The organism is Rhodoferax sp., assembly GCF_010365055.1.
In the GTDB taxonomy this organism is placed as follows: domain Bacteria; phylum Pseudomonadota; class Gammaproteobacteria; order Burkholderiales; family Burkholderiaceae_C; genus Rhodoferax.
Genome location: NZ_JAAFHA010000009.1, coordinates 14,672 through 27,101, shown reverse-complemented (window position 1 = coordinate 27,101; position 12,430 = coordinate 14,672). Strand labels below are relative to the sequence as shown.

Annotated in this window: 13 protein-coding genes; 11 read left to right on the top strand and 2 right to left on the bottom strand. The window is 61.3% G+C overall.

Features of this window, described 5'->3' with window-relative positions:
• Nucleotides 1–183 precede the first annotated feature (183 nt).
• The 5 genes from GZ093_RS04020 to GZ093_RS04000 all read left to right on the top strand — a co-directional run bounded on the left by GZ093_RS04020 (nt 184) and on the right by GZ093_RS04000 (nt 3,306).
• Nucleotides 184–1,230: a permease gene (locus GZ093_RS04020; RefSeq protein WP_296482436.1), complete on the top strand. Its 1,047-nt coding sequence runs from the start codon at nt 184–186 to the stop codon at nt 1,228–1,230.
• A 70-nt stretch (nt 1,231–1,300) separates the two neighbouring features.
• Nucleotides 1,301–1,537: a thioredoxin family protein gene (locus GZ093_RS04015; RefSeq protein WP_296482435.1), complete on the top strand. Its 237-nt coding sequence runs from the start codon at nt 1,301–1,303 to the stop codon at nt 1,535–1,537.
• A 21-nt stretch (nt 1,538–1,558) separates the two neighbouring features.
• Nucleotides 1,559–1,789 carry a DUF2798 domain-containing protein gene (locus tag GZ093_RS04010; RefSeq protein WP_296482432.1) on the top strand — a complete coding sequence of 77 codons (231 nt, stop codon included), beginning with the start codon at nt 1,559–1,561 and terminating at the stop codon, nt 1,787–1,789.
• Nucleotides 1,790–2,043: 254 nt separating this feature from the next.
• Nucleotides 2,044–2,292: a DUF2789 domain-containing protein gene (locus GZ093_RS04005; protein ID WP_296482431.1), complete on the top strand. Its 249-nt coding sequence runs from the start codon at nt 2,044–2,046 to the stop codon at nt 2,290–2,292.
• Nucleotides 2,293–3,306, top strand: coding sequence for a cation diffusion facilitator family transporter (locus GZ093_RS04000; RefSeq protein WP_296482428.1), 1,014 nt, complete (start codon nt 2,293–2,295; stop codon nt 3,304–3,306).
• 16 nt (nt 3,307–3,322) lie between these two features.
• Here the strand turns inward: GZ093_RS04000 and GZ093_RS03995 are convergent, their stop codons facing one another.
• Nucleotides 3,323–4,663, bottom strand: coding sequence for an ATP-binding protein (locus tag GZ093_RS03995; protein WP_296482425.1), 1,341 nt, complete (start codon nt 4,661–4,663; stop codon nt 3,323–3,325).
• Entirely contained in the window at nt 4,654–5,385 is a 732-nt protein-coding gene (locus GZ093_RS03990; protein ID WP_296482423.1) for a response regulator, read from the bottom strand. The genes GZ093_RS03995 and GZ093_RS03990 overlap by 10 nt, the downstream gene beginning before the upstream one ends.
• Nucleotides 5,386–5,617: 232 nt before the next feature.
• Between GZ093_RS03990 and GZ093_RS03985 the strand changes: the two genes are divergently transcribed.
• From GZ093_RS03985 to GZ093_RS03960, 6 genes are all read left to right on the top strand, one after another.
• Nucleotides 5,618–6,001 (top strand): hypothetical protein, encoded by a 384-nt coding sequence (locus GZ093_RS03985; protein ID WP_296482421.1) that lies wholly within the window; start codon nt 5,618–5,620, stop codon nt 5,999–6,001.
• Between the two features lie 6 nt (nt 6,002–6,007).
• Complete coding sequence (locus tag GZ093_RS03980) at nt 6,008–6,712, top strand: hypothetical protein (RefSeq protein ID WP_296482419.1); 705 nt, start codon at nt 6,008–6,010, stop codon at nt 6,710–6,712.
• Between the two features lie 146 nt (nt 6,713–6,858).
• Nucleotides 6,859–8,193, top strand: a complete 1,335-nt coding sequence (locus GZ093_RS03975) for a hypothetical protein (protein ID WP_296482416.1) — start codon at nt 6,859–6,861, stop codon at nt 8,191–8,193.
• Entirely contained in the window at nt 8,193–9,980 is a 1,788-nt protein-coding gene (locus GZ093_RS03970; RefSeq protein WP_296482414.1) for an N-acetylglutaminylglutamine amidotransferase, read from the top strand. The genes GZ093_RS03975 and GZ093_RS03970 overlap by 1 nt, the downstream gene beginning before the upstream one ends.
• 61 nt (nt 9,981–10,041) lie before the next feature.
• Nucleotides 10,042–10,299, top strand: a complete 258-nt coding sequence (locus tag GZ093_RS03965) for an MnmC family methyltransferase (RefSeq protein WP_296482412.1) — start codon at nt 10,042–10,044, stop codon at nt 10,297–10,299.
• A 64-nt stretch (nt 10,300–10,363) separates the two neighbouring features.
• Nucleotides 10,364–12,307 (top strand): sensor domain-containing diguanylate cyclase, encoded by a 1,944-nt coding sequence (locus GZ093_RS03960; RefSeq protein ID WP_296482410.1) that lies wholly within the window; start codon nt 10,364–10,366, stop codon nt 12,305–12,307.
• Nucleotides 12,308–12,430 lie beyond the last annotated feature (123 nt).

The following is a 12,430-nucleotide window of genomic DNA, read 5'->3' as shown; positions in this document are numbered from 1 at the left end:
TGGCGTTACAGTGGCTTACAAACGCCGGTCAGCGTAGCGCCGTGCTGCCTGATGGCACACCGACCATGAGTGCTATATGTTTTTGATAGCTACTCACGCAGCATTGACGTGGGCTAGAGGCCGATTTTATATAAATTTTTGGCCAATCTGCATCTTTTGCGCTGTGGACCCGTCTTCACTGGCATGAGCACCCTCACCTCTCCCGCTAAATCCTGGCCGACGCGCCAGCCCGTCGTCTTCCTGATTCTGGCCGCTGTGGCTTGGCTGGCGCTGTACCAGATACTCAACCCTGCGGCTGAAGGGCTGGTCGCGGCCCTGCCGGTGGACCGCGCCAGCCACCTGGGCGGCGCGCTGCAATTTTTCTTTTACGACACGCCCAAGGTGCTGATGCTGCTCACCGGCGTGGTGTTTGTCATGGGCATGATCAACAGCTATTTCACACCCGAGCGCACCCGCGCGCTGCTGGCCGGTCGCTCGGAGGGCGTGGCCAACGTCATGTCGGCGTCGCTGGGCATCGTGACGCCGTTTTGCTCCTGCTCGGCCGTGCCGCTGTTCATCGGCTTTGTGCAGGCCGGTGTGCCGCTGGGCGTGACCTTCTCGTTCCTGATCTCGGCGCCCATGGTCAATGAAGTCGCGCTCACCCTCTTGTTTGGCATGTTCGGCTGGAAAGTCGCCCTGCTGTACCTGGGCCTGGGCCTGAGCGTGGCGATTGTGGCGGGCTGGATCATTGGCCGCCTGAAGATGGAGGCGTATCTGGAAGACTGGGTGCGCGACATGCCCAAGATGTCAGCTGATTTTGAAGCCAGCGGCATGACGCTGGGCGATCGCATCGAGGGCGGCTTTAGCGCCGTGAAAGAGATTGTCGGCAAGGTCTGGCCCTACATCCTGGGCGGCATTGCGCTGGGCGCCCTGATTCACGGCTATGTACCCGAAGAATTCATGGCCAGCTTCATGGGGCGTGATGCCTGGTGGTCGGTGCCGCTGGCCGTTCTCATGGGCGTACCGATGTACACCAACGCCGCCGGCGTGATCCCGATCGTGCAGGCCCTGCTGGCCAAGGGCGCGGCCCTGGGCACGGTGCTGGCTTTCATGATGAGCGTGATTGCGCTGTCTTTGCCCGAAATGATCATCCTGCGCAAGGTGCTCAAGGTGCGGCTGATTGCCACCTTTGTGGCGGTGGTCGCCAGCGGCATCCTGCTGGTGGGCTTTGTGTTCAACGCTGTGCTTTGAGCCACTGGCACCGCGGCCCGTTTTTGACCTCAATTTCGTTTTAACTTCACTGCAACTTCAAGGAACCCTCATGGACATCAAAGTACTCGGCACCGGTTGTGCCAACTGCAAAGCCACCCTCGCCCTGATCGACCAGATCGCCCAAGCCAAAGGCGTCGCGGTCAAACTGGAAAAGGTGGAGGAGTTGCGCGACATCATGGGCTATGGCGTGATGAGCACGCCCGGCGTGGTGATCAACGGCAAGGTGGTGCATGCCGGGGGCGTGCCGAGCCGCGACAAGATTGAGCAATGGCTGGCAGCCGCGTAATTTGACACAAGGAAGCACAAGATGAATCCGCAAAAAAAATTCCACTTTGTCTTTTCATTGGTGATGGGCGCCATGATGATTTTCCTGATGACGCTGGTCATCACTTTTGTCAATGTCGGTTTGAGTGAAAACTTTGTCCGGCTATGGATGAAAGCCTTCGGCATTGCCTATGTCGTGGGCGTGCCGGTGATTTTTTTCCTGGCACCGGTCGCGCGCAAAATGACCGGGCGGCTGCTGGGTGTGCCTGGTTGATGCCATCGCGCGCTCTGGCGCAGTTGGTGATCGTGTGGCGGTGTCGTTGCATAAGGCCCTTCCAGCCCCCGGTCTATTGACGACCAGCAAGGATCTTGCCTGCCACCTCGTTGAAAATATCTTCCCGTCGTGCCTCGCTCCCTGTGAGTCTGCACCTGGATTCATTTGATATTTGATCATTCACCGGACAAATCGCGCCCCTGGCCAGGTTCGCGGGGCGTTGCGCTGGTTCTGTCAATACTGGAGACTCCCTCATGGACAAACCCAACCATTTATTTCACGAACTCTTTGCGCAGTTGGGCCTGCCCGATGACGAGCAGGGCATCGGGCAGTTTCTGCGGGCACACACACCCCTAGCCTCTGACATCAAACTGCCTGATGCCCCGTTCTGGACCCCAGCGCAGGCAGCGTTCCTGCGAGAATCGCTGTGTCAGGATGCGCAATGGGCCGTACCGGTCGATCAACTGAATGCCGCCCTGCGTGGGCCAGAAGGAACAAAGTAATTGAGTACCGGACACGACCACGCCCATGGCCACGCGCCGGCCAACTTCAACCGCGCGTTCGCCATTGGCATCGTGCTCAATCTGGCGTTCGTCGGCATCGAGTCGTTTTATGGCTGGCGCGTCAACTCGCTGGCCCTCTTGGCTGACGCCGGACACAACCTGAGCGACGTCGCCGGCCTGGTGCTGGCGTGGGGCGGCGCACTGGCGGGGCGCTTACGCCCGGATGCGCGCCACACTTACGGCTGGAAGCGCGCCTCGATCCTCGCGGCCTTTGCCAATGCGCTGCTGCTCCTGGTGGCGATGGGCGCGCTGGCATGGGAGGCCATGGGGCGGCTGCTCTCATCCGAGGTGTCCTTGCAGGAACAAGGGGTGACCATCATGGTGGTGGCGGGCATTGGCATTGTCATCAACACCGCCACCGCGCTGCTGTTCATGCGCGGGCGCGAGAGCGACCTGAACATTCGCGGAGCCTTTTTGCACATGGCGGCCGATGCCCTGGTGTCGGCTGGCGTGGTGGTGGCCGGGGCGCTGACACTCTGGATGGGATGGACCTGGCTGGACCCGGTGGTGAGTCTGGGCATTGCGGCCGTTATTTTGTGGGGCACCTGGGATTTGTTCAAGCAGTCCCTTCACATGCTGTTTGATGGCGTGCCGCAGGGCATCGACCTGCTGGCGGTGCGCGACTGCCTGGCGGCGCTGCCCGGCGTGAGCCGGGTGCATGACCTGCACATCTGGGCCATGGGCACCTCGCAAACCGCGCTGACGGCGCATCTGGTGATGCCGCAGGGCCACGCCGACGACGCATTTCTGCAAAACGCCACCGAGCAGATGCACGATCGGTTTGAGATCACGCATGTCACCCTGCAAGTCATGAAGGAGCCGTTCACGGCGCCTTGCGGCCATTTGCCCGCAAGCGCCGCGACCACAAAGCCAGCCACCGCCGTGGCAAATGACCATGACCATGACCATGACCATGCCGACGATCACGATCACGATCATGCGCATGCGCACTAGTGGACGAAACCCGTGCTTACGGGCCGGCCCTGGGTCCGCGCGGCAGCTTGAGCGTGGCGCACAGGCCGCCTTGCGGGCGGTTGGCAAGTACCAGGTCGCCGCCGTGCAGCAATGCAATGTCTTTGGCGATTGACAAGCCCAGCCCGACACCACCGGTCGCACTGTTGCGCGACGCGTCGAGGCGGTAGTAGGGTTCGGTGACGCGGGCGAGTTCACCGGGCTCAATGCCCGGCCCCTCGTCTTCGACCATGATGCGCAATTCGCCTGCATCATCTTCTACGCGCAAATGCGCACAGGAACCATATTTGATGGCGTTGTCGATGAGGTTCTGCAACGCGCGGCGCAAGGCCGACAGGCGCCCCGTATAGGGTGTCTGCGCCTGGCCCTGGATGCTGATGTGGCGCCCGAGCACCAGCGCGTCTTCGCTCATGCTGGCCAGCAGCGCATTGATGTCAATCGGGCGCACGGCTTCGCTGGTCTGCAAACCGCGCAGGTAATCCAGGGTGGCATCAATCATGGCGGCCATGGCATCCAGATCAGCGGCCATCTGATCTCGCAGTTTCTCGTCATCAACCAGCTCGGCACGCAGGCGCAGGCGCGTGAGCGGCGTGCGCAAGTCATGGGAGACGGCCGCCAGTGCGCGTGAGCGCTCGTTGACCAGGCGTTTGATACGTGCCTGCATCCGGTTGAAAGCCTGGGCAGCGCGGCGCGTCTCCATTGGGCCGACTTCAGCCAAGGCGGGCGCATCGAGGTCACGGCCGAGCGTGTCGGCGGCTTGGGCGAGTTGCTTGAGCGGTTGGGTTGCCTGGCGCACGGCCAACATCACGACCGCGGTGACAATCATCAGCGTGACAAGCAGGCGCACGATCAGATCGCTGGGCAAAGCGGGGGTGCCCGGCTCGCGTCCGCCCGAAAATCTGACCCATTGCCCGTCGCGCAAGCGCACATCAAAGCTGCGCGGCATCATATTTCCGTGCATCATGCCCATGCCGGCGGCACTGCCCACCGGGCGGATTTCACGCGGACTGCCGAGCCGGTCGCTGAACAGGTTGTGCATCGCGCCGCGTGGCGGGTTCTGTGAGACTTGATCCCCGCTGATCAGGCTCACTTGCCAATTGCCATAGGACAGCGTTTCAAGCGCAGCGCTGCGCTGGGCTGGCGCAGTGGCCTCCAGGGCGCGTACAGCCTCAGCCATTCGATCAACAAAATTTTGCCCACGCGCCTGCGACACCACCGTGGCCCGCTCTCCCCATTGCAGCCAGAGACTCAGCCCCTGCGCCACCAGCAGCCCCAGCAGCAGGATCAGCGCCATGCGCACGAACAGGCTGGACGGCCAGGCCCGCCAACTCAGGCGCATTGAGCCTGCCTCTGCACGGTGGCGGCCAGCACATAACCCTCGCCGCGCACGGTCTTGATCAGTGTCGGCTCGCGGCTGTCGTCGCGCAGGCGCTGGCGCAGCCGGCTGACCTGCACGTCAATCGCGCGGTCGTACGCCTCGGCTTCGCGGCCATGGATCATTTCGGTCAACTGGTCGCGGTTCAGAACGCGGTTCGGGTGGTCCAGCAAAATGTGCAGCAGCCGGTATTCACCGCCCGACAAGGGCGTGGCGACGCCGTCGGGCGCGGTCAAAAGGCGTTCCGCCGTATCCAGACACCAGCCGGCAAAGCACAGACAGCGCGCCGATTCGGGCCGCAGATTGGGCGGCAGTGCGCGCGTGCGACGCAAGATAGACTTGATGCGGGCCAGCAGTTCGCGCGGGTTGAAGGGCTTGACCAGGTAGTCGTCAGCGCCCATTTCGATCCCCACGATGCGGTCGGTTTCCTCGCCGAGGGCGGTCAACATCAGCACCGGCAGGTTGGACTTGGCGCGCAGGTCACGGCAAAGCGTGAGGCCATCGGTGTCCGGCAGCATCAGGTCCAGCACCACCAGGTCAATCGCGTGCCGGTCCAGCGCCTGCCACATTTCGCGGCCGTCGCGAGCGGCCACGGCCTCAAAGTTGTTGCGCGTCAAGTAGTCCACCAGCAGCCGACGGATTTCCGGCTCGTCATCAACGATCAGAATGCAATCACGTTTTTCCATTATTTCGATCCTTGTCCACTCGGCGCGCACCAGCGCAACTGGGCGCGAGGTCTATTTTCAGCGCGCAGGCCTTATGTTTGTAACGCACTGTATCGCAAGGCCGATCTGCAATGCTGCGATGCAAATCAGTCCTGACGCGCAACACGCGGCTTACATCCGCGCGCTCCAATCATTCTCAAGGACGGCGGATTCGCCGCCGTCCTGCAGTCATACAAAACCGAAGGAATCCATCATGAAAACGACAACCCTCCTCAAGAGCATTTCTCTGGTCACCCTGCTGGGTGCCGCCTTGGCCGCGCCAGTGCTAGCGCAGCCTGGCCCCGGCATGTGGGGTGGCATGGGCATGGGCATGCAGAATGGCGGCCCCGGCGCTGGCCCCATGGGCCCCGGTGCACGTGGCATGGGTGGCATGGGCGGCGCGGCGTTGATGACCGCTGAAGAGCGTACCGCCATGATGACCAAGATGCGTGCGGTCAAGACCTATGACGAATGCAAGCTGCTACAAAGCGAGCAGCACAAGGCCATGGAAGCACGCGCCAAGGAGAAAGGCATCACCCTGCCGGAACCGCGGCAAAATCGCTGCGACATGATGAAAGCCCGTGGTCTGATTGGCTAATCTGCAATGTTCAAACCCGCCCTACTATTAGCGCTCATGTTGGCTGGCGGCACCGCTAGCGCAGCCGATCCGGTGACTGAGGCCATGCAGAAAGCCTACGCGCCCTATCGCGTCGCCCTGTACAAGACCGGCAACAACGCGAAAGACGACGCCCGGCAAGCCGTGGCGCGGGCCCAGCAGGGTTGGCGCCAGATTGCCACGCAGTTTGGCGCCCAGCCCCCGGCGCCATATGACCGCGACCCCGCCTTTGCCAGCTCGCTGGCTGAGGTGAGCCAGGTTTACGCGAAAGCGGCCACCGAGATCGACCAGGATCAACTCAGCGCCGCGCACAACACCCTGGAGCGGGCGCGCGAAGTGATGGCCGACATGCGCCACCGCAATCAGGTCATCATCTACAGCGACCATATGAATGCGTACCACACGCAGATGGAGGTCGTGATGGAGGGCGGCGCCAAGACCCTGGCAGGACCCAATGGCGTGCTTGAGTTGACTGCGCAAGTGGGGGCGCTGGACTACCTGGCCGCCAAACTGAAAAGCGAAGCAGCGGCAGAGAATTTGAAGAACGAAGAGTTCCTGTCGCTCAACAAGGCGGTCGGCCAGTCGGTCGCCGACCTCAAAGCCGCCCTGTTCGCACAGGACGCCGACAAGGTCAAGGCGGCCATCGGCAAGCTCAAGGGCCCCTACTCGAAGCTATTTGCCAAATTTGGCTGAGCCAATCGGGTGAGTGCTTCGCTCACCCGGGTCCTTGAGGCCCTTGCCGTTCCTGGCGTTTTTCCAGTAAAGGGGTGGACAACTCGACCGTTCGGGTTGTCGTATGCTTAAGCATGAGCTCCAGCAACCAAAATTCATTCGCACCCGTGAGTCCGACGCCTGATTCAACGCCTGGCACTGCACCTCTACCGAGCCGCAGTACGGCCGAGGCCCTGAACCAGGACTGCTTTTGTCGCACCCTGAATCAAAGCCGCTTGCGCGAGCAGATTGAGCGCGACCCCAGCCTCAAGGGGTTGATGCAAAGCATCACCGAAACCCGACCGCACCTGTTCTCGTCCACCGTTGTATTTCTGGCCAGCGAAACGGCGAAAAAAATGACGGCAACGATTGCCGCCATTGAGCGCGTGATCGGCTTGCCGGGCTACCAGGCCCAAGCCTTGGCGCGTGCCCCCGCGATAGCCCAACACACTTTTGGACCGGTCGGGGCCTGCATGGGTTTTGACTTTCATCTGGGCGTGCAGGGGCCGCAACTGATCGAGATCAACACCAATGCCGGTGGCGCTTTGCTCAATGTGGCACTGGCGCGGGCCCAGGAGGCCTGTTGCGAGGAAATGAACTGGGTCTTTGCGCCGAAAGCCTCGCCTGACACGCTGGAGCAAACTTTCTTTGACATGTTTGCGTTTGAATGGCAGCGCCAGCGCGGCAATGCCGCCCTGGGCTATGCCCTGATCGTGGACGACGACCCGCTCACGCAGTACCTGGCGCCCGAATTTGAGATGTTCCGACAGTTGTTCATTCGCCACGGCGTGGCCGCCAGCGTGGCTGACCCGTCAGAGTTGGATTGGCGCGAGGGCAAGCTCTGGCACGGGGCCCGAGTGGTGGACCTGGTCTACAACCGCCTGACTGATTTTTACCTGGCCGAGCCAAGACACCAGGCCCTGAAAAGCGCCTATGAAGCAGGCGCCGTGGTTTTGACGCCGCACCCGCGCTCGCACGCCCTGTATGCCGACAAGCGCAACCTGATCGCGCTCAGCCAGGATGATTTATTGGCGACCTGGGGCGCCTCCAGCGCAGACCGCCGCCTGTTGCAAGCGGGCGTACCGCAGACGCAGCTGGTGACATCTGAGCGCGCCGATGAACTCTGGGCCAGGCGCCGCCAGCTCTTTTTCAAGCCGGTCGCCAGCTTCGGCGGCAAGGCGGCTTACCGCGGCGACAAGCTGACGCGGCGGGTCTGGGGCGAGATTCTGGCCGGCGACTTTGTGGCGCAGGCCCTGGTGCCACCCGGCCAACGCCTGATTGAAGTCGACGGCGTGCAGACCGACCTGAAGTTTGACCTGCGCGCCTACACCTACCACGGGGTCGTCCAACTGCTGGCAGCGCGCATGTACGCCGGGCAAACCACCAACTTCCGCACCGAGGGGGGTGGCTTTGCGCCGGTGATTGTGCTGCCGCCGCAGACGCCGGCCACAGGGGAGCGCTGATGTGTGGCATTTGCGGTGAGCTGCGTTTTGACAACGCCGCACCAGATATGGCAGCCCTTGCGCGCATGTCCGACCAACTGGCGCGCCGTGGGCCGGATGACGCGGGCACTTACCAACACGGCCCACTGGCGTTTGGCCACCGGCGCCTGTCCATCATTGATTTATCAAAGGCAGCGCACCAGCCGATGGTGGACACTGCGCTGGCGTTGGCGCTGGTCTTCAACGGCACGATTTACAACTACCGCGAACTGCGCGCTGAGCTGCTCACCATGGGCTACACCTTCTTCTCGGAAGGCGACAGCGAAGTCATCTTGAAGGCCTACCACGCCTGGGGCGACCAATGCGTCAAGCGCTTCATTGGCATGTTTGCCTTTGCCATTTGGGATCAGCGCAGCGGCCAGTTATTTCTGGCACGGGACCGCTTTGGCATCAAGCCCCTGTACCTGAACCAGACCGGCAAGCGCCTGCGCTTTGCCTCCAGCCTGCCCGCGCTGCTGGCGGGCGGCGGGGTGGACACCACGCTGGACGCGGTGGCGCTGCACCACCACTTCACCTTGCACACCGTGGTGCCCGCGCCGCGCACGGTGCTCCAAGGCGTGCGCAAACTGCCACCCGCGTCGACCTTGCGGCTGGAGCCGGACGGCACCAGCACCCAGCAGGTTTACTGGACGCTGGACGCCACGCGGCTTGAAAAGGCGCTGCCCGAGGCCGAATGGCTGGCCGCCACCCGCGAGCAACTCGCACTGAGCGTCAAACGCCGGCTGCTCGCCGCCGATGTCCCGGTCGGCGTGCTGCTGTCAGGCGGGCTTGATTCCAGCCTGCTGGTCGGCTTGCTGGCGGAGCAGGTGCCTGATTTGCGCACCTTCTCCATCGGCTTTGAAGGTGTGGGCGCAGGCTCGGAAAAGGCCGACGAGTTTGAATACTCTGACCAAATTGCCCAGCACTTTCACACCCAGCATCACCAGTTCAGCATTCCCAACCAGGAGGTGATGCAGCGCCTGCCAGAAGCCGTTGCGCAAATGACCGAACCGATGGTCAGCCACGACGTGATCGCGTTTTATCTGCTGGCGGAACGCGTCTCCAAAGAAGTCAACGTGGTGATGTCCGGCCAGGGTGCCGACGAGGTATTTGGCGGCTATTTCTGGTACCCCAAGATGGAAGCAGCGCAAGGCTCGCCGCTGGAGCGCTTCAGCCAGCACTACTTTGACCGCGACCATGCGGAATACCTGCAAATGATCGCGCCGGCGTTTCAGGTGGGCGATGTCACATCCAAGCTGATTGCCGGCGAACTGAGCAAACCCCACGCCGACACTTTTCTGGACCAGGTCTGGCGCCTGGATGCCACCACGCTGATCGTGGACGACCCGGTCAAGCGCGTGGACAACATGCCTATGGCCTGGGGCCTGGAGGTGCGCGTGCCGTTTCTGGACCACGAACTGGTGGAACTGGCGGCGCGCATGCCCCCTGAACTCAAACTCAAGGAAGGCGGCAAGTTTCCGCTCAAAGCGATCTCACGCGGGCTGATTCCAGACGCGGTGATTGACCGGCCCAAAGGCTACTTTCCGGTGCCCGCGCTCAAATACGTGCGCGGACCCTTTTTGGAACTGATGCGCGGCATCTTGATGTCGGACGCCTGCATCAAGCGCGGGCTCTACCAGCGCGACTACGTGAACAAACTGCTGGCCGATCCGGAAGCACCCGAGCACTTCACCCGCATCCAGGGCAGCAAGCTATGGCACCTGGCGCTGCTGGAGTGGTGGCTGCAGGTGCATGTGGACAATTTGTAAGGCTTTTTGGCCTCTAGCTCACGTAGAATAGGCATATAACGCTATATTATTAATAGCAAATATGAGATTGAAAGCCGATGCCGTCTATCTGGACGGCTTCAGCCCCGCGGTGAATCCTGACATGTGGTCAAACACCACCCTGGGCGCGGTGGCGCAGCACTGCCACAGCGGCACCTGGCTTGCCACTTACACTGTGGCCGCTCAAGTTCGCCGCCGCTTCACTGAGCTCGGTTTCAGCGTTGAAAAATGCCCCGGCGTGCCACCCAAACGCGACCGGCTACAGGTGCATGTGGATAATGAATTCTTCAAAACAGACTAAAATTTTTCTTGCGGCAAAAAAATACATCAACCGCACTTGAGCAAAGCCATACGAACCCTGTCGTATGTCGGCAAGGGAGGAAAAAATCAAAAACACTGATGAGCCACTGGCGCGTCTTGCCGGAAGCACTGACCCGCTGATTGCCGGGGCGCCGTCGCTGACACTGGCAAAGTACGGCGTCGCTGCGGTATTGATCGGCGCGGTGGCCTCTGTGATGGCGCTGGGTATCGTCGTACCAGAGGCGAGTATGCGCACTGTCGGGCCGCTCCTGCTGTTCTTGCTGGCGGCTTTGGGTTGGTATCTTCTTTCTCACGGCAGGATTTATGCCACTATTTGTTTGCTGACGTTCGGCGTCTGGGCCGTGATGACAGGGATCGCTGTCTTTGTGGGCGGTGTGCGGGCACCGGTGGTCATCGTCTATCCGGTGCTTATTTTGATGGCGGGTTGGCTGCTCAACGCACGCGTAGCGCTCCTGCTGACCACCCTCACCGTGCTGGCAACGGTTGGCTTATTCCTGGCCGAATCCTGGGGTTTTCTGCCACCACCGCTGCCCTCACCCGTTGTGATTTACTTCGGCGATCAAATTTTGATGTATCTCCTGTCGGCTGCACTGGTGGTTTTTGTCTTGCGCGCCTACCAGAATCGCTTGCATGAACTGCGCACAGCCAGCAGCGATCTTGAACGTCGCACGCTAGCCCTGCAGGAAAGCAAGGCTGAACTGCACCGCGCGCAAGCGGTCGCCAAAGTAGGAAGTTGGGTCTACGACATGACGCAGGAAACAATGAGTTTGTCGGCCGAGACCTGCCGTATCTTCGGGTTGGTCGAAGGCACAAGCATCAGTCATGCCGCCTACCTGTCGCAAGTTCATCCGGCCGACCGGAATGAGTTGGAACACGCCTGGCAGCGCGCACTGCAAGGCGATGCCTTTGACCACGCGCACCGCATCCTGGTCGGGGAAACAGTGCGGTGGGTTCGACAAAAGGCCGAATCAGGACTGGCCTCCGATGGGCTGAAGCGACGCGCCGTGGGCATTACGCAAGACATCACCGATCTCAAACAGGCGCAGGCCGCGTTGCAGGAAAGCAAGGAACGCTACCGCACCATGATCGAATGGACGCCCGAATCGATCCTGGTACACCGGCAGGGCCAAATTCTTTATGCCAACCCGGCGGCGATCAAGCTGTTTGGCGCACCAGATGCCTCCAGCCTATTGCGCAAATCAACGGCCGAACTGATTCATCCGGACGATTTGAAAGTGCAAACCGAGCGTATGAAGAACATCAATGACCATGTGCCTATCACGCCCATGGTGGCAACCCGGTTTCTCAAGCTCGATGGCCGTGTGATTGACGTTGAAGTGCAGGGAACCGCCATCGTTTATGACGGCGATCCCGCGATTCATGTTTGCATTCGCGACATCAGCGCGCGCAAGCAGATGGAGGATCAAATTCGTCAATTGGCTTTTTTTGACCACCTCACCCAATTGCCGAACCGGCGCCTGCTCACCGACCGTTTGAGCCAGGCCATGGCCCTCAGCAAGCGCAGCAACTGCTTTGCTGCCTTGCTGTTTCTGGATCTGGATAACTTCAAGCCGCTCAATGACCGGCATGGGCATGCGGTAGGTGATTTGCTCTTGATGGAGGCGGCCGCACGGCTGATGAATTGCGTGCGGGAGGTGGATACGGTGGCACGCTTCGGCGGTGACGAATTTGTGGTGCTGCTGACCGAACTGGATGCGAGGCAAGCCGAGTCAACAGAGCAAGCCGGGATCGTGGCAGAAAAGATTCGTGCCGGCCTGTCACTTCCCTACCTATTGACCGTCAAGACCAAAGACCAAGTGGCCACACGAATCGAACATCAGTGCACCATCAGTGTTGGCGCGGTGGTTTTCCGGGGTCCCGAGAGCGACCCGGACGATGTACTCAAGTGGGCCGATACCGCCATGTACCAAGCCAAGCAGGCGGGCCGCAATTCAGTTCGGTTTCATGCGAGCACCGAAATTCCCTGACAAATGACCGGCTCATGAGTAAGTCCATGATTTCCATAGCGCGTCATTGGCATCAGCGGTGGGTACACGCAGGGATTCCCCGGCGGCCGCACTGCTGCCCCGCTTTGCGTTCGAGGGTGGTCG

Bases quoted from the DNA above. Each gene is read 5' to 3' on its own strand.
- GZ093_RS04015 (WP_296482435.1), top strand. From the start codon at position 1,301: ATGGACATCAAAGTACTCGGCACCGGTTGTGCCAACTGCAAAGCCACC.
- GZ093_RS04020 (WP_296482436.1), top strand. From the start codon at position 184: ATGAGCACCCTCACCTCTCCCGCTAAATCCTGGCCGACGCGCCAGCCC.
- GZ093_RS03995 (WP_296482425.1), bottom strand. From the start codon at position 4,663: ATGCGCCTGAGTTGGCGGGCCTGGCCGTCCAGCCTGTTCGTGCGCATG.
- GZ093_RS03985 (WP_296482421.1), top strand. From the start codon at position 5,618: ATGAAAACGACAACCCTCCTCAAGAGCATTTCTCTGGTCACCCTGCTG.
- GZ093_RS04010 (WP_296482432.1), top strand. From the start codon at position 1,559: ATGAATCCGCAAAAAAAATTCCACTTTGTCTTTTCATTGGTGATGGGC.
- GZ093_RS04005 (WP_296482431.1), top strand. From the start codon at position 2,044: ATGGACAAACCCAACCATTTATTTCACGAACTCTTTGCGCAGTTGGGC.
- GZ093_RS03965 (WP_296482412.1), top strand. From the start codon at position 10,042: ATGAGATTGAAAGCCGATGCCGTCTATCTGGACGGCTTCAGCCCCGCG.
- GZ093_RS03990 (WP_296482423.1), bottom strand. From the start codon at position 5,385: ATGGAAAAACGTGATTGCATTCTGATCGTTGATGACGAGCCGGAAATC.
- GZ093_RS03970 (WP_296482414.1), top strand. From the start codon at position 8,193: ATGTGTGGCATTTGCGGTGAGCTGCGTTTTGACAACGCCGCACCAGAT.
- GZ093_RS03980 (WP_296482419.1), top strand. From the start codon at position 6,008: ATGTTCAAACCCGCCCTACTATTAGCGCTCATGTTGGCTGGCGGCACC.
- GZ093_RS03960 (WP_296482410.1), top strand. From the start codon at position 10,364: ATGTCGGCAAGGGAGGAAAAAATCAAAAACACTGATGAGCCACTGGCG.